The 16,765-nt window shown below is 61.7% G+C and carries 11 protein-coding genes; 6 read left to right on the top strand and 5 right to left on the bottom strand.

Annotated elements, in window-relative coordinates; genetic code table 11:
• Positions 1–11: 11 nt before the first annotated feature.
• Positions 12–1,925 carry an ATP-binding cassette domain-containing protein gene (locus AACY31_RS11270; RefSeq protein WP_339491283.1) on the bottom strand — a complete coding sequence of 638 codons (1,914 nt, stop codon included), beginning with the start codon at positions 1,923–1,925 and terminating at the stop codon, positions 12–14.
• A gap of 215 nt (positions 1,926–2,140) precedes the next feature.
• On the opposite strand from AACY31_RS11270, the gene AACY31_RS11265 reads away from it, so the two are divergent.
• On the top strand, positions 2,141–4,069 hold the full coding sequence (locus AACY31_RS11265; RefSeq protein ID WP_339476846.1) for a transglycosylase SLT domain-containing protein: 1,929 nt from the start codon (positions 2,141–2,143) through the stop codon (positions 4,067–4,069).
• 203 nt (positions 4,070–4,272) lie between these two features.
• Here AACY31_RS11265 and AACY31_RS11260 read toward each other — a convergent pair whose 3' ends face one another.
• Positions 4,273–6,054: an ABC transporter transmembrane domain-containing protein gene (locus AACY31_RS11260; RefSeq protein ID WP_339504473.1), complete on the bottom strand. Its 1,782-nt coding sequence runs from the start codon at positions 6,052–6,054 to the stop codon at positions 4,273–4,275.
• 249 nt (positions 6,055–6,303) lie between these two features.
• On the opposite strand from AACY31_RS11260, the gene AACY31_RS11255 reads away from it, so the two are divergent.
• Positions 6,304–6,483, top strand: a complete 180-nt coding sequence (locus tag AACY31_RS11255; protein ID WP_339476842.1) for a PA1571 family protein — start codon at positions 6,304–6,306, stop codon at positions 6,481–6,483.
• 194 nt (positions 6,484–6,677) lie between these two features.
• On the opposite strand, the gene pdxB is transcribed toward AACY31_RS11255, so the two are convergent.
• The gene (pdxB, locus tag AACY31_RS11250; protein ID WP_339476839.1) at positions 6,678–7,832 is read right to left on the bottom strand and encodes a 4-phosphoerythronate dehydrogenase PdxB; all 1,155 of its coding nucleotides are present in this window, start codon (positions 7,830–7,832) and stop codon (positions 6,678–6,680) included.
• 288 nt (positions 7,833–8,120) lie between these two features.
• On the opposite strand from pdxB, the gene AACY31_RS11245 reads away from it, so the two are divergent.
• Positions 8,121–9,524 carry an MATE family efflux transporter gene (locus tag AACY31_RS11245; protein WP_339504471.1) on the top strand — a complete coding sequence of 468 codons (1,404 nt, stop codon included), beginning with the start codon at positions 8,121–8,123 and terminating at the stop codon, positions 9,522–9,524.
• Here AACY31_RS11245 and tusA read toward each other — a convergent pair.
• Both tusA and rlmM read right to left on the bottom strand, forming a co-directional pair.
• Positions 9,521–9,772: a sulfurtransferase TusA gene (gene tusA, locus AACY31_RS11240; RefSeq protein ID WP_339476835.1), complete on the bottom strand. Its 252-nt coding sequence runs from the start codon at positions 9,770–9,772 to the stop codon at positions 9,521–9,523. The genes AACY31_RS11245 and tusA overlap by 4 nt on opposite strands.
• Before the next feature lie 248 nt (positions 9,773–10,020).
• The gene (rlmM, locus tag AACY31_RS11235) at positions 10,021–11,094 is read right to left on the bottom strand and encodes a 23S rRNA (cytidine(2498)-2'-O)-methyltransferase RlmM (RefSeq protein WP_339491286.1); all 1,074 of its coding nucleotides are present in this window, start codon (positions 11,092–11,094) and stop codon (positions 10,021–10,023) included.
• 172 nt (positions 11,095–11,266) lie between these two features.
• On the opposite strand from rlmM, the gene acnA reads away from it, so the two are divergent.
• The 3 genes from acnA to AACY31_RS11220 all read left to right on the top strand — a co-directional run bounded on the left by acnA (position 11,267) and on the right by AACY31_RS11220 (position 16,734).
• Positions 11,267–14,008 carry an aconitate hydratase AcnA gene (gene acnA / locus AACY31_RS11230; RefSeq protein ID WP_339476831.1) on the top strand — a complete coding sequence of 914 codons (2,742 nt, stop codon included), beginning with the start codon at positions 11,267–11,269 and terminating at the stop codon, positions 14,006–14,008.
• Positions 14,009–14,292: 284 nt separating this feature from the next.
• Positions 14,293–15,081 carry a CPBP family intramembrane glutamic endopeptidase gene (locus tag AACY31_RS11225; protein WP_339476830.1) on the top strand — a complete coding sequence of 263 codons (789 nt, stop codon included), beginning with the start codon at positions 14,293–14,295 and terminating at the stop codon, positions 15,079–15,081.
• Positions 15,082–15,168: 87 nt separating this feature from the next.
• Positions 15,169–16,734 (top strand): methyl-accepting chemotaxis protein, encoded by a 1,566-nt coding sequence (locus AACY31_RS11220; RefSeq protein WP_339476828.1) that lies wholly within the window; start codon positions 15,169–15,171, stop codon positions 16,732–16,734.
• Positions 16,735–16,765 lie beyond the last annotated feature (31 nt).

Here is a 16,765-nt window from a genome sequence, read left to right as displayed (position 1 = left end):
ACAGCATGGGATCAAGCGTCCAGCTCAGCCCAGCGCTCGACCAATGCGTCCAGCTCGGCCTGCAACTGCTCCAGACGCGCGATGACCTTGGCGGTTTCGGCCGCTGGCCGCTGGTAGAAGCCGGCGTCAGCCATCTCGGCCTCAACGGCGGCGATCTGCTGTTCCTTCGCATCGATATCGCCCGGCAGCGCCTCCAGTTCGCGCTGTAGCTTGTAGCTGAGCTTTTTCTTGGCTGGGGCCGCTGCGGCAGCTACCGGTGCTGGCTCGGCCTTGACCACAGCCGAATTCAGATCGGCCTTACCGGACTTGCTTTCGGTTACCCCCAGCAGACGCGGCGAACCGCCCTGGCGCAGCCAGTCCTGATAACCACCGACGTATTCACGCACCAGGCCTTCGCCTTCGAACACCAGGGTGCTGGTGACCACGTTGTCGAGGAATGCCCGGTCGTGACTGACCATCAGCACGGTGCCGTTGAAGGTCAGCAACACCTCTTCCAGCAACTCCAGGGTTTCCACGTCCAGGTCGTTGGTCGGTTCGTCGAGCACCAGCAGGTTCGCCGGTTTGCTGAACAATTTGGCCAGTAACAGACGGGCGCGCTCGCCACCCGACAGCGCCTTGACCGGCGTACGAGCACGCTGGGGGCTGAACAGGAAATCGCCGAGGTAGCTCAGCACATGGCGGCTCTGGCCATCGATATCGATGAAATCGCGACCTTCGGCCACGTTGTCGATCACGGTCTTTTCCAGGTCCAGTTGATGACGCAACTGGTCAAAGTAGGCAACGTCGATCTTCGTGCCCTCTTCAACCTTGCCGCTGGTGGGCACCAGGCCACCGAGCATCAGCTTGAGCAGCGTGGTCTTGCCGGTGCCGTTGGCACCCAGCAGGCCGATGCGATCGCCACGTTGCAGAACCATGGAAAAGTCTTTGACCAGGAACGGGCCGCCTGGATGGGCGAAACTGACGTTTTCCAGCACCATCACCTGCTTGCCGGACTTGTCAGCCGTTTCCAGTTGGATGTTGGCCTTGCCGGTGCGCTCACGACGCTCGCTGCGCTCCACGCGCAAGGCCTTGAGGGCCCGTACGCGGCCTTCGTTACGGGTACGACGGGCCTTGATGCCCTGGCGGATCCAGACTTCTTCCTGGGCCAGGCGCTTGTCGAACAGGGCGTTGGCGGTTTCTTCCGCCGCCAGCACCGCCTCCTTGTGCACCAGGAAGCTGGCGTAGTCGCCGTTCCAGTCGATCAGGCCGCCGCGGTCCAGTTCGAGGATGCGCGTCGCCAGGTTTTGCAGGAAGGAACGGTCGTGGGTGATGAACAGCACCGCCCCCTGGAAATCTTTCAAGGCTTCTTCAAGCCAAGCGATGGCGCCGATGTCCAGGTGGTTGGTCGGTTCGTCGAGCAGCAGCAGGTCCGGCTCGGAGACCAGGGCCTGGGCCAGCAGGACGCGGCGACGCCAACCACCGGACAACTCGGCCAGGGTCTTGTCGGCCGGCAATTGCAGGCGGCTCAGGGTGCTGTCGACCAGTTGCTGCAGACGCCAGCCGTCTCGGGCTTCAAGGTCGTGCTGCACGTGCATCAATTTGTCCAGGTCGGCATCGGTGACGATGTTCTGGCTCAGATGGTGATACTCGGCCAGCAGCGCACCGACACCGTCCAGGCCTTCGGCGACCACGTCGAATACGGTCCGCTCGTCGGCCACCGGCAGTTCCTGGGGCAATTCGCCGATTTTCAGGCCTGGCGCGCGCCAGACCGAGCCGTCGTCAGGCTTTTGATCGCCCTTGACCAGCTTCATCATGCTGGACTTACCAGTGCCGTTGCGGCCGATGATGCACACCCGCTCACCACGGGCGATCTGCCAGGACACCTTGTCCAGCAACGGCATCGCGCCGAAAGCAAGGGACACATCGCTGAATTTGAGCAGGGTCATGAGCTTCTCCAAAAACCGGGCGCGCATTCTACCTGAGATGAGACCCCAAAGGGTCCGCCAATTTCGCCATCGAAGCTCTGCGCACAACAAATGTTGCGAACTTGCACCGACAGCCCTGCAAAGCTTTCGCCGACTGCTGGCAAAAGGCTAAGCTACAGACAGTTACCCTGGGTTACCCCTTGGGCTTGTCATGTTTTTTTATGCCCGGACGTCTCATGCGCAGTCGCCTTTTCAGTGTTATCTCGTGTCTTTTTGTATGTGCCACAGCCGTTCAATCCGCACAGGCGGTGGATATATCTACTCAACGCCAGTATTACGACGAGGCCAAGCGCGCCTTGGCCAAGGGTGATTCCGCCCCCTACTTTCGCTACAGCCAGGCCCTGCGCGATTATCCACTGGAGCCCTACCTGGCCTACGACGAATTGACCGCTCGCCTCAAGAGCGCCAGCAACGCCGAAATCGAGAAGTTTCTCGCCGAACATGGTGACCTGCCCCAGGCCAACTGGATGAAGCTGCGCTGGCTGCGTTGGCTGACCGAACGCGGCGACTGGAAGACCTTCGTCAAGTATTACAACCCCAAGCTCAATTTCACCGAACTGGACTGCCTTAACGCCCGGTACCAGCTCAGCCATGGCTTGAAGGCCGAAGGCTATGCCAATACCGAAAAGCTCTGGCTCTCCGGCAAATCCCAACCCCAGGCGTGCGATGCATTGTTCGGCCTATGGGCTTCCCAAGGCCAGTTGACCGAACAGAAACGCTGGGAACGCATAAAACTGGCGGCCCAGGCCCGCAACTTTCCGCTGGCCAAAAGCCTGGTCAGTGGCCTGACCACCCTCGCCCCCCGCGGCAAGTTGCTCGTGGACGTGGCGCAAAAACCCGAATTGCTCAACCAGCCCTCGCGCTTCACCCCGGCCGATGGACCGATGTCCGATATCGTCAGCCTCGGCCTGCGTCGTCTGGCCCGCCAGGATCCGAAAAAGGCCTTGGCGCTGTTGGACGGCTACGCCAGCAGCATGCATTTTTCTCGCGATGAAAAAGTCGCGATTGCCCGGGAAATCGGCCTGACCCTGGCCAAGCGCTTCGACAGCCGAGCCTTGGACGTGATGACGAAATACGACCCGGAATTGCGCGATGACAGCGTTTCGGAATGGCGTTTGCGTCTGCTGCTGCGCCTGGCCCGCTGGGACGATGCGTACCAACTGACCCGTCGCCTGCCCGAATCGCTGTCCAGCACCAATCGCTGGCGGTACTGGCAGGCCCGCACGCTGGAACTGGCGCAGCCGCAAAACCCCGAGGCGCTGGCGCTCTACAAGCACCTGGCCCGCGAACGGGATTTCTATGGTTTCCTGGCCGCCGACCGTTCCCAGTCGCCGTACTCGCTCATCAACAAGCCGCTGGTGATGAACCAGGCGCTGATCAACAAAGTGCGCAACACCCCCGGTGTGCGTCGGGCACTGGAATTTCATGCCCGCGGGGACATCGTCGACGGACGCCGCGAGTGGTATCACGTCAGCCGTCATTTCAACCGGGACGAAATGGTCGCCCAGGCAAAACTGGCTTATGACCTGAAGTGGTATTTCCCGGCCATTCGCACCATCAGCCAAGCCAAGTACTGGGACGACCTGGACATCCGCTTCCCGATGGCCCACCGCGACACCCTGGTGCGCGAAGCCAAGATCCGTGGTTTGCATCCAAGTTGGGCGTTCGCCATTACCCGCCAGGAGAGCGCCTTCATGGACGACGCCCGCTCCCACGTCGGTGCCTCCGGCCTGATGCAACTGATGCCTGCCACCGCCAAGGAAACCGCGCGCAAGTTCAGCATTCCCCTGGCCTCACCACGGCAAGTATTGAACCCGGACAAGAACATCCAGTTGGGCACGGCCTACCTGAGCCAGGTTCACAGCCAGTTCAACGGCAACCGCGTCCTGGCCTCGGCGGCCTACAACGCCGGCCCCGGTCGCGTACGCCAGTGGCTGCGCGGCGCCGACCACTTGAGCTTCGACGTCTGGGTCGAAAGCATACCGTTCGACGAAACCCGAAAATACGTGCAGAACGTGTTGTCGTACTCGGTGATCTACGGCCAGAAACTCAATTCGCCGCAACCGCTGGTGGATTGGCATGAGCGGTATTTCGATGATCAGTGATTATTAGCGCAAGCTGTTCCTGAGAAAAGAAATGCCCGCATCGAAAGATGCGGGCATTTCTTTTTGCTCGGCGCGAGACCTTGTGGGGGCTTGCCCGAAAAGGCGGTGTATCAGTGACGGTGACGCTGGCTGGCACACCGCTTTCGCGAGCAAGCCCCACATACAGACCGGGGGAAACACTGAACCTGCGAACACTCGGGCTCTTAGTCGGTTGCCGTCTCCAACCCCACATTGAACTGCAACGCCGCCAACCGCGCGTACAGCGCATTGCTGGCAACCAGCTCCTGGTGAGTGCCCACCGCAACCACTTTGCCCTGGTCCATTACCGCGATCCGGTCGGCATTTTTCACCGTGGCCAGACGGTGGGCGATAACCAGGGTCGTACGGTTTTTCATCAGGTTGGGCAGGGCTTGCTGGATCAGGTGTTCGCTTTGCGCATCGAGGGCGCTGGTGGCTTCGTCCAGCAGCAGGATCGGAGCGTCCACCAGCAACGCCCGAGCGATGGCCAAGCGTTGGCGCTGGCCGCCGGACAAGCCCTGGCCGCCGTCGCCGAGGTGAGTCTGGTAGCCGTTGGGCATTTTTTCGATGAAGTCATGGGCGTGAGCGATCTGCGCGGCCTCGCGCACCTGCTCGGACGTCGCGCTCGGGTTGCCATAGCGGATGTTCTCTTCGACCGTGCCGAAAAACAGCGCCGGGTTTTGTGAAACCAGGGCGAAGTGGCGGCGCAGGTCCAGGGGATCGAGTCGAGTCAACGGCACGTCGTCGAACAGGATCTGCCCTTGCACCGGATCGTAGAAGCGCAGCAGCAGGTCATACACCGTTGACTTGCCCGCACCGGAAGGCCCGACCAGGGCCAGGGTCTCGCCGGCCTTGATGGTCAGGTCGAGGCCGTCGACCGCATAACTGTCCGGCCGGGAGGGATAGGAAAAACGCACACCTTCGAGGCGCAAATCGCCTCGGACCCGCTCCGGTAAGGTCACAAGCCCTGAGGCCGGCGGCTGGATGATGTTCTCCGAACGCAGCAACTCGGCAATGCGCTCTGCCGCGCCCGCCGCCCGTTGCAGCTCGCCGATCACCTCGCTCAGCGTGCCGAAGGCGCTGCCGACGATCAGGCTATAAAACACAAATGCCGCCAGCTCACCACCGGAAATCCGCCCGGCGATCACATCCATGCCACCAACCCAGAGCATCACCCCCACCGCGCCCAGCACCAGCACGATCACCAGAGTGATCAGCCAGGCCCGCTGGGCGATGCGCTTGCGGGCAGTGTCGAACGCCTGCTCCACCGTCACGGAGAATCGCTGTTCATCCTGAACCTGGTGGTTGTAGGCCTGCACGGTCTTGATCTGGCCGAGGGTTTCGGAGACGTAGCTGCCGACGTCAGCAATGCGGTCCTGGCTCTGGCGCGACAAACTGCGCACCCGACGACCAAAGACCAGGATCGGTGCCAATACCAGCGGCAGGGCAATCACCACGATGCTGGTCAACTTGGGATTGGTGATGAACAGCAGCACGATGCCACCCACCACCATCAAGGCGTTGCGCAAAAATAACGACAGCGACGAACCGATCACCGATTGCAGCAAGGTTGTATCGGCGGTCAGCCGCGACTGGATTTCCGAACTGCGGTTGTTTTCGTAGAAACCGGGGTGCAAGTACACCAGATGGTTGAAGACCATCCGCCGGATATCGGCCACCACCCGCTCACCGATCCAGGACACCAGGTAAAAACGTGAAAACGTACCGATCGCCAACCCAACCACCAGCACCATGAACAGGCCGATGGATTGATTGAGCAGGTGCGGCGAGCGGGTCATGAAACCCTGGTCCACCAGCAACCGGATGCCTTGGCCCATGGACAAGGTAATACCGGCGGTGACAATCAAGGCCAGCAGGGCGCCGGCGACCTGTTTGCGGTAAGGGGCGATGAAGCCGCTGGCCAGGCGTATGGCACGGCGATGTCGGGAAGAAAGCATCAAGGGCATCCGATAATGCAGCAGGAAAAAGGTCGGCCAGCGACGCCAAAGCGTAGCGAAACCAAATTGAATCAGAATGAGTCAGGTTAAATATGACCACAACGACTAGGGGCTAGATGTTATCGGTCTAAAGTCTGGCTGGAAACGCAACTGTGTTTCTGATTGAGTGGAGGTGTCGCCATGAACCTACAAGGAGTGTCATGGCTCGGTCACCTGGCGACATTAAAGTAGGCACACATCCTGATGAGGAGACAGGCCATGTCCTTGCAACACAGCAGCGACGACAAGATTCAAGTAATCCGCACGCAACCGGACCAGTCTCTGGGCTGCTCGTTCATTGATGCCCAAGGACGCGAAGTACCGATCACCGAAGACATGATCCAGAAAGCCTGCAGCGAGCTGGAAAAGCGACTGGCCAAGCCTGCCGAACAAAAGTGATACAGCCCGTCTTCAATTGGACCCGACCTTGATGTCGGGTTTTTTATGACTGTTTCTATGAGCCTGGCTTACTGCCCATCGCCAGCGTCCTACAACCCTGTAGCGATGGGTTTCTCCCCGCTCTGCGAGAAAGCTTGTGGGAGCAAGGCGTGCCCGCGATGCAGACTCCTCGCCCCCCCTGACCGCGTCAGCGTTCATCGCGAGCAAGCTTTGCTCTCACAGCCCAGCGCCGCCACGATCTGTTGCAAGGCCGCCGACTGCCCTTCGATACGAACCTTCAAGTTGTCGATTTCCCGCCGTGGCGGATAATGCTTGCGCAAGGCATCGAACGCACTGCGTTGTTCGCCGACTGTGCCCACCAGGCTGCGACGAAAGTTCGCGTCGTCGCCACGGGGGTCGTACACGCTCCGGCACAGCGCCGCCAAAGCCCAGGCCGGGTCGGCTTCGGCATCCAGGGTAACGCCGCCCAGCCAAGGCCGAGGCAACAGGTCGCTGAGGCTGACTTCAACCGGCCGCTCCAGGAAAGCGCACAAGGCCTGGTAGATCTGGGCGGTGCCACGCTGGCGGCCATCGAGGCTATAACCGGCAATGTGCGGGGTAGCGATCACGCACAAATCGGCCAGGTCCACATCCACGGTGGGCTCCTGCTCCCAGACATCCAGCACCGCTTGCAGGTCTTCGCGCTCCAGCAACACTTCGCGTAGCGCGGCGTTGTCGATCACCGGGCCTCGGGCCGCATTGATCAACCAGGTCCCGGGCTTGAGCCGGTTCAGACGCGCCTCGTCGAACAGGTGCCAGGTCGGTTGCTCACCGTCTCGGGTCAATGGTGTGTGCAGGCTGATCACATCGCACTGCTCGATGATCTGCTCCAGGCTCACATATTCGCCCCCCTCGGCGGCCTGACGCGGCGGATCGCAGACCTTCACGGCCCAGCCCAACCCCTTGAGCACCTCGATCAACCGACCGCCCACCTGGCCTGCGCCAACCACGCCGAAGGTTCGTTGCGCGAGCGCTGCACCTTCGATTTCTGCCAGGGTCATCAGGCTGCCCAGCACATAGTCCACCACGCCACGGGCATTGCAGCCCGGCGCGCTGGCCCAGCGGATACCGGCCTCGGCGAAATAATCCAGGTCCAGGTGATCGGTGCCGATGGTGCAGGTGCCGACGAAGCGCACCTTGCTGCCTTCCAGCAGGGCCCGATTGACCTGGCTGACCGAACGTACCAGCAGCACGTCGGCGTGTTCGACCATCGTCCGGTCGATCCCCCGGCCCGGCACCCGGCGGATTTCGCCGAACCCTTGGAAAAATGCATCAAGCAGGGGGATGTTTTCGTCGGCGACGATCAGCATGGCAAAGCTCCTTTGGCGGGAGGGGCAGTGTAGGCGTTCCGTTGGGCCTGTGCATTACCCGGAGCGCATGATGTTGTGGCAAGGGGATTTATGTGGGAGCAAAGCATTGCTCGCAATGCAGGCGCCTCGGCTCCTAGGGAGACCGCATCATCTTCATCGCGGGCAAGCCTTGCTCCCACCGGTGCTCGAACACTGAAAAAGCGATTACAAATCCACAACACAGGTTTTTTCCTGACCACTGCGTCAAGGCGTAGAATTCGCCGCCTTGCGCTTAACCTTTTCGGACGCTTGCCCCGTGAATCCTGTCATCGACACCCCCTATCCCGCCCGGCCCGGGTTCGCCTGGAACTCAAGACTTTGCTGGCCCTGGCCCTGCCGATCATGGTGGCGCAACTGGCAACCACCGCCATGGGGTTCGTCGATGCAGTCATGGCCGGCCGGGTCGGCCCACGGGACCTTGCGGCCGTGGCCCTGGGCAACTCGATCTGGGTGCCGGTGTTCCTGTTGATGACCGGCACATTGCTAGCGACAACGCCGAAAGTTGCCCAGCGTTTCGGTGCCGCTACGTTCGACGAGATCGGGCCGCTGGTGCGCCAGGCGCTGTGGTTGGCATTGGTGGTGGGGTTGATCGCGACGCTGGCGCTGCTCAGCGCCGAACCGATCCTGCATATCATGAATGTGGATCCTGAATTGATTGGCCCATGCATGGAATACCTGCAAGGCATCGGCACGGGCCTTCCGGCCGTAGCGCTGTATCACGTCCTGCGCTGCTTCAGTGACGGCCTGGGGCGCACACGGCCGGCGATGGTGCTGGGGCTGTGCGGCCTGGCGCTGAACATTCCGCTCAATTACATCTTCATCTATGGGCACCTAGGCGTGCCCGCCATGGGCGGCGTCGGTTGCGGCTGGGCTACGGCCATCGTCATGTGGGTCATGGCCCTGGGCATGGCCGGTTGGGCCCGGTGGGCACCGGCCTATCAGTCGAGCCAGTTGTTCAGCCGTTTCGACTGGCCGCAATGGGCGGTCATCAAGCGCCTGCTGGGCATCGGCCTGCCGATTGGCATTGCGGTGTTCGCCGAGTCGAGTATTTTCGCGGTGATCGCACTGCTGATCGGCAGCCTTGGTGCCACGGTGGTGGCCGGACACCAGATCGCGCTGAACTTCAGTTCCCTGGTGTTCATGATCCCCTACTCCCTGGGCATGGCCGTCACGGTGCGGGTCGGCCAGGCCCTGGGCCGTCGTCAGCCTCGCGAAGCGCGCTTCGCTGCTGGGGTGGGCATGGCCACGGCCCTGGCGTACGCCTGTCTGTCGGCGAGCCTGATGTTGGCGCTGCGCGGGCCTATCGCGGCGATCTATACCGCCGACCCGGTGGTGATCGACGTAGCTTCGATGCTGATCGTCTACGCGGCGCTGTTCCAGTTTTCCGATGCGATCCAGGTCACGGCGGCAGGCGCGTTGCGCGGCTTCCAGGACACCCGGGTGACGATGATCCTGACCCTGTTCGCCTATTGGGGCATCGGCCTGCCGGTGGGTTACACCTTGGGCCTGACCGACTGGCTCGGTACCGCCAGCGGCCCGAGCGGATTGTGGCAAGGCCTGATCGTGGGTTTGAGTTGCGCGGCGCTGATGCTATCGATCCGCCTGGCACGCAGCGCGCGCAAGCAGATCCGCCTCAACCGCTCGACGGATTAAGCAAGTTTCTTGCGAATCCAGTAGAGATAAGTGCCCGCTTCCTCCTGCTGGGCCACCAGTTCGTGGTCCAGGAACACGCAAAACTTGGGGATATCACGGCGAGTCGAGGGGTCGGTGGCGATCACTTTCAGCAACCCACCGGGGGCTAGGTCGCGGATGTGCTGGTGCAGCATCATCACCGGCTCCGGGCAATTGAGACCGGTGGCATCCAGCGTGCCGTCCACCGGCGTATCGTTCATGTCACTCATGTTCTACTCCTGAAACTGGCCGGCATTGTCGCGCAATGTCGGCGCGCTTAACAGAGGTGCATCACCCCTGTGGCGAGGGAGCTTGCTCCCACTCGGCTGCGCTGTAGGAGCTGTCGAGCGAAGCGAGGCTGCGATCTTTCCATTGGCGCTTGAGTTCCAAGTGAAAGATCAAAAGATCGCAGGCTTCGCCAGCTCCTACACCGCCCAGCGGGAGCAAGCTCCCTCGCCACAAAAGCTCGCTACATGCTTCAGCGGGACTTCGGCTTCTTGGTATCCAACCGCCGCAGATGGCACGTCACTTCCTCGCGGTCGTGGTACATCTGCTTGCAACCGATCTCGACCTTGATCCCCCGAGCCTTGAAACCCTCGGCGATGCGTTCGAGCAGGCGTTTGACCTCGGCATAACGCTGTTTCATCGGCAGCTTGAGGTTGACCACGGCCTCGCGGCAATGCCCTTCGCCAATCCACTCTTCCAGCATTGCCGCGTTGCGGGCCGGTTTCTCGACAATATCGCAGACCATCCAGTCCACCGGCTGCTTGGGCTTGAACGTGAAGCCGTCTGCCATCAGATGCTGCACCAGGCCGGTGTCCATCAGGCTTTCGGCCATCGGGCCATTGTCGATGGCGGTCACCAGCATACCCCGGTTGACCAGTTGCCAGGTCCAGCCACCCGGCGCGGCACCGAGGTCCACGCCGGTCATGTCGCTGTGCAGGCGCTCGTCCCACTGGTCCCGGGGAATGAAATGGTGCCAGGCCTCTTCAAGCTTGAGGGTGGAACGGCTCGGCGCTTCCCGAGGAAACTTCAGGCGGGGAATGCCCATGGGCCACATCGCCGAATTACCGGATTCGGCCAGGCCCAGGAACACTTCGCGGCCACTCTTGAAGGTCAGCAGCAGGCGCGGCTTGCGCGGGTCGTCCACCAGTTTGCCGGCGCCAATCAGCGCCTTGCGCAAGGGGCCTTCGAACTTTTTGCAGAAGTTCGACAGTTCCTTGCCGTCGTTGGTATCCACCACTTCCAGCCACAGGCTGCCACAGGTCGGGAAAGCGGCCATGTGGGCCAGGATGACGCTGATGCGATCGGTTTCCGGCAAATCGATGAAGGTGCCGCGCGCCCACTGGCGCGGAAAAATCAGTTCGGCGAAACGCTGGCCGCCCATCAGCCGCTCGGCACCATCGTCTTCGGTGCAGACAAATTCAGCGCAGGCACTGGCCGGTTTGGCCTTGGCATAGCCGGCCACGTTGAGGCGGGCCGCGTGCTCGGCGATCTCGGAACAGACCTCGCCTTCGAAGCCCGGCCGGCAGTGCATGAAAAGCGTGTTCATTGAAACTCCGTAGCAAAGCCTGTCACGAAAACCGCCGCATGATAGCGGAGTTCGGAACCGCGAACCTGCCCATAGAGTCCAGTGATTAGTCATACGCTCAAAACAGGGCTAGGTTAAAGGCTCTGTCCGTTCCGTCAGTCCGTAGCCGTGCGGACTCAAAGGAGTGATTTCAATGCCATCCCTCGATAGCCTGAAAACCCTTAAGACACTGCAAGTCGACACCAGGACCTACCACTACTTCAGCCTGCCGGATGCCGCCCGAAGCCTGGGCGATCTGGACAAACTGCCGATGTCGTTGAAGGTACTGCTGGAAAACCTGCTGCGCTGGGAAGATGAAAAAACCGTCACCGGCACCGACCTCCAGGCCCTGGCCGGGTGGCTCAAGGAGCGCCGTTCCGACCGCGAGATTCAATACCGCCCCGCCCGGGTGTTGATGCAAGACTTCACTGGCGTCCCCGCCGTGGTCGACCTGGCCGCCATGCGTGCCGCCGTGGAAAAGGCCGGCGGCGATCCCCAGCGGATCAACCCGCTGTCGCCGGTGGACCTGGTGATCGACCACTCGGTGATGGTGGACAAATTCGCCAGCAGCCAGGCGTTCGAGCAGAACGTCGACATCGAAATGCACCGCAACGGCGAACGCTACGCCTTCCTGCGTTGGGGCCAGAGCGCTTTCGACAACTTCAGCGTGGTGCCGCCGGGCACTGGGATCTGCCATCAGGTCAACCTCGAATACCTGGGCCGCACCGTGTGGACCAAAGAAGAAGACGGTCGCACCTACGCCTTCCCGGACACCCTGGTGGGCACCGACTCCCACACCACCATGATCAACGGCCTCGGCGTACTGGGCTGGGGCGTCGGCGGGATCGAAGCGGAAGCCGCCATGCTCGGCCAGCCAGTGTCGATGCTGATTCCCGAGGTCATCGGCTTCAAACTCGTCGGCAAGCTGCGCGAAGGCATCACCGCCACCGACCTGGTGCTGACCGTCACGCAGATGCTGCGCAAGAAAGGGGTGGTGGGCAAGTTCGTCGAGTTCTATGGTGATGGTCTTGCCGACCTGCCCCTGGCCGACCGCGCTACCATCGCCAACATGGCCCCGGAATACGGCGCCACCTGCGGCTTCTTCCCGGTGGACGATGTGACCCTGGACTACTTGCGCCTGTCGGGACGCCCTACGGAAACGGTGAAATTGGTGGAGGCCTATTGCAAGGCCCAAGGCCTCTGGCGCTTGCCCGGCCAGGAACCGGTGTTCACCGACACCCTGGAGCTGGACATGGGCAGCGTCGAAGCCAGCCTCGCCGGACCAAAACGCCCGCAGGACCGGGTCTCGCTGCCGAATGTCGGCCAGGCTTTCAGCGACTTCCTGGGGTTGCAGGTCAAACCCACCAGCAAAGAAGAAAGTCGCCTGGAAAGTGAAGGCGGCGGTGGCGTCGCAGTGGGCAATGCCGATCAGGTGGGCGAAGCCGAATACGAATTCGAAGGCCACACCCATCGCCTGAAAAACGGCGCGGTGGTGATTGCAGCGATCACCTCGTGCACCAACACCTCCAACCCCAGTGTGATGATGGCCGCCGGGCTGCTGGCCAAAAAAGCCGTGGAAAAAGGCCTGGTCCGCAAGCCCTGGGTCAAGAGTTCCCTGGCGCCGGGCTCCAAGGTGGTCACCGACTACTACAAGGCAGCCGGCCTGACCGAATACCTGGATAAACTCGGTTTCGACTTGGTGGGCTATGGTTGCACCACTTGCATCGGCAACTCCGGACCGTTGCCGGAACCGATCGAAAAAGCCATCCAGAAAGCCGACCTGACGGTAGCCTCGGTATTGTCGGGCAACCGCAACTTCGAAGGTCGGGTGCACCCGCTGGTGAAAACCAACTGGTTGGCCTCGCCGCCGTTGGTGGTCGCCTATGCCCTGGCCGGCACCGTGCGCATCGATATCAGCAGCGAGCCACTGGGCAATGATCGGGACGGCAAGCCGGTGTACCTGCGGGACATCTGGCCCAGCAGCCAGGAAGTGGCCGCCGCTGTGGCCCAGGTCAACACCAGCATGTTCCACAAGGAATACGCCGCGGTGTTTGCCGGTGACGAGCAATGGCAGGCCATCGAAGTGCCGCAAGCGGCGACTTACGTCTGGCAGGACGACTCGACCTATATCCAGCACCCGCCGTTCTTCGACGACATCGACGGCCCGCCACCGACCGTCAAGAACGTCGAAGGCGCCCGGATCCTGGCCCTGCTCGGAGACTCGGTGACCACCGACCACATCTCCCCGGCCGGCAACATCAAGACGGACAGCCCGGCCGGTCGCTACCTGCGCGAACAGGGTGTGGAACCGCGAGACTTCAACTCCTACGGCTCCAGGCGCGGCAACCATCAGGTGATGATGCGCGGCACCTTCGCCAATATCCGCATTCGCAACGAAATGCTCGACGGCGAAGAGGGCGGCAACACGATCTACATTCCCAGTGGCGAACGAATGCCGATCTACGACGCGGCCATGCTGTACCAGGCTGCGGGCACACCACTGGTGGTGATCGCCGGCCAGGAATATGGCACCGGGTCGAGCCGGGACTGGGCAGCCAAGGGCACGAACCTGCTGGGGGTCAAGGCGGTGATCGCCGAAAGCTTCGAGCGCATCCATCGCTCCAACCTGGTGGGCATGGGCGTGCTGCCGTTGCAGTTCAAGCTCGACCGTAACCGCAAGAACCTGAACCTCACGGGCAAGGAAACCCTGGAGATCCTGGGACTCAATAACGTCGAACTGACGCCGCGCATGAACCTGCCCCTGATCATTACCCGCGAGGACGGCAGCCAGGAGCGAATTGAAGTGCTATGCCGGATCGATACCTTGAATGAAGTGGAATATTTCAAGGCCGGCGGGATCCTTCACTATGTGTTGCGGCAATTGATTGCCGCTTGAAAAAAACCGCCTCTATGGCGAATACAAGCCTGGACAAATACCTGTGGGAGCGAGCCTGCTCGCTCCCACAGGTTCGGTAAGTTATTGCCAGTTATTTATTAGGCGCTGTTTTTATAGGGGCCCGCCTATAATCCCGCCGGCACTCACGGAGCAGAGTCCGCCAACGGCTTGCCCCTCCTGCGCATGAGCCTGCATGGACACAAATGTGCCCTTTGCGCGACACGGTGGCGTCGAAGCCCCAACGGCCGCTCTCGCCCCGAGCTCTTCCGCTAAAAGGATGTTGTATGCCCGCTTTACCCTGGCTTCACCTGGCCCTCCTCTCCACAGGCTACGGTCTGGCGCTGGTCTACGGCCATTTGACCTGGACGGCTGTCATCTCGGTCGCGCTATTGCTGTTTGCCGGGTATGCGGTTCGCCAACAGCAAACGCCGGTAGGCCAGTTTCTCGGGCACGCCCTGTTCCTGATCATGGCCCTGGCGTTGGCCCTGCACTGGATGCCTGGCTTCTTCAACGGGCGGGTGATTGCGGCGCAACGCTTGACCGACGACGCCGCGCCGTTTGCCATGTACCTCAACCAGGACAAGCCGCTGATCGGCTTCTGGCTGTTGCTGGCCTGCCCCTGGATCATCGGTCGGCGCCCGTTGCGCCTGTCGGCCCAGGCCACGGCATTGGGCCTGGCGTTGAGTGCGGTGCTGGCCCTCGGCGGGGCCGTGCTGCTGGGCATGATCCACTGGGCGCCAAAGTGGCCGGATCACGCCTGGTTGTGGGTGTTCAATAATCTTTTATTGGTGACGCTCGTGGAGGAAGCGCTGTTTCGTGGCTACATTCAGGGAGGCCTGAGTCGGCGCTTCAAACATTTGGCCCACGGCGACAATCTGGCACTGCTCCTGGCCTCACTGCTGTTCGGCCTGGTACACGCTGGCGCAGGTTGGCAATGGGTGCTGCTGTCGGGACTGGCGGGGGTCGGTTATGGCCTGGCGTATCGTTTTGGCGGACTGGGCGCGGCGATTGCCACGCACTTTCTCCTCAACCTGCTTCATTTCGCCCTATTTACCTATCCGATGCTAGCGTGATAGCGACAGGCAAAAATAACCTCAATTAAAACCTGATAGCGCCGACAACCTTTCATAGCCTTTCAGAGCCTTGCGGATCGACACATCATGCGTAACAACCAACCCGTCACACAACGCGAAAGGACCTTCCCGGCCCAGCAACGATTGATTTCGACCACCGACGCCAAGGGCGTAATTACCTACTGCAACGACGCGTTCGTTGACATCAGCGGGTATTCGAAGGAAGAACTGATTCGTTCACCGCACAATCTCGTGCGCCATCCCGACGTCCCATCCGCGGTGTTCGCGCACATGTGGGGCACGCTGAAACAAGGCTTGCCATGGATGGGCATCGTCAAGAATCGCAGCAAGAACGGCGACCATTACTGGGTCAACGCCTATGTCACGCCCGTGTTCGAGGGCAATCAGGTGATCGGCTACGAGTCGGTACGGGTCAAACCCTCCGCCGAACAGATCGCCCGCGCCGAAGCGCTTTATCAACGCCTCAACCAAGGCAAGTCCGCCGTTCCGGGCAGCGACAAATGGGTGCCCGTACTGCAGGACTGGCTACCGTTTATCCTGGTCAGCCAGTTGAGTTTCATCGTCGGCGCTTTCCTGGATTCCTCCTGGGGCTTTGCCCTGGCCGCCCTGTTGTCGGTGCCGCTGGGGCTGTTGGGCTTGCAATGGCAGCAACGCGGGATCAAGCGCCTGCTGCGCCTGGCCGAGCAAACCACGTCCGACCCGCTGATCGCCCGGATGTATACCGACAGCCGCGGCGCCCAGGCACGCCTGGAGATGTCGATTCTCAGTCAGGAAGCGCGCCTGAAAACCTGCCTGACCCGTCTGCAGGACACTGCCGAACACCTTAACGACCAGGCTCGCCAGTCCAACACCCTGGCCCATGACAGCTCCAGCGGCCTGGAGCGCCAGCGGGTGGAAACCGAACAGGTCGCCACTGCCGTCAACCAGATGGCGGCAACGACCCAGGAAGTCGCCAGCCACGTGCAGCGCACCGCCGACGCCACCCAGGAAGCCAATCGCCTGACCAGCCGCGGCCGCGACATCGCTGGCGAAACCCGCGAAGCCATCGAGCGCCTGTCGGTGGTGGTCGGTGAAACCGGCCACACCGTGACCCAACTGGCCAAGGACAGCGACGAGATCGGTGGCGTGGTAGACGTGATCAAAGGCATCGCTGACCAAACCAACCTGCTGGCCCTCAACGCCGCCATCGAAGCGGCCCGCGCCGGTGAGATGGGTCGCGGCTTTGCCGTGGTGGCGGACGAAGTGCGGCAACTGGCACAACGCACCAGCGAATCCACCGGGCAGATCCACGCCCTGATCGCCAAGCTCCAGCAGACCGCCACCAACGCCGTGCAGACCATGGACGCTGGCCATCGCCAGGCCGAAGAAGGCGTGGCACGGGTCATGGAAGCGGACAAGGCGCTGGTGGGGATCAGCGAAGCGGTGGCCCACATCACCGACATGACCACCCAGATCGCCGCCGCCACCGAGGAGCAAAGCTCAGTGGCCGAGGAGATCAGCCGCAACATCAGCAATATCTCGGAACTGGCCGACCAGACCTCTGGCCAGGCCCACAGCTCGGCGCTGCTGAGCGAAGAACTGACCCGTACGGCCAACACGCAGTACTCGTTGGTGGAGCGGTTTAACCGCTGATAGATGTCGGATTGAGCAAAAAACCCGGACA

This window comes from Pseudomonas sp. RL_105y_Pfl2_101 (assembly GCF_963970585.1).
In the GTDB taxonomy this organism is placed as follows: Bacteria; Pseudomonadota; Gammaproteobacteria; order Pseudomonadales; family Pseudomonadaceae; genus Aquipseudomonas.
The sequence above is the reverse complement of the archived record's forward strand: the minus strand, read 5'-3'. Positions and strand labels throughout refer to the sequence as shown.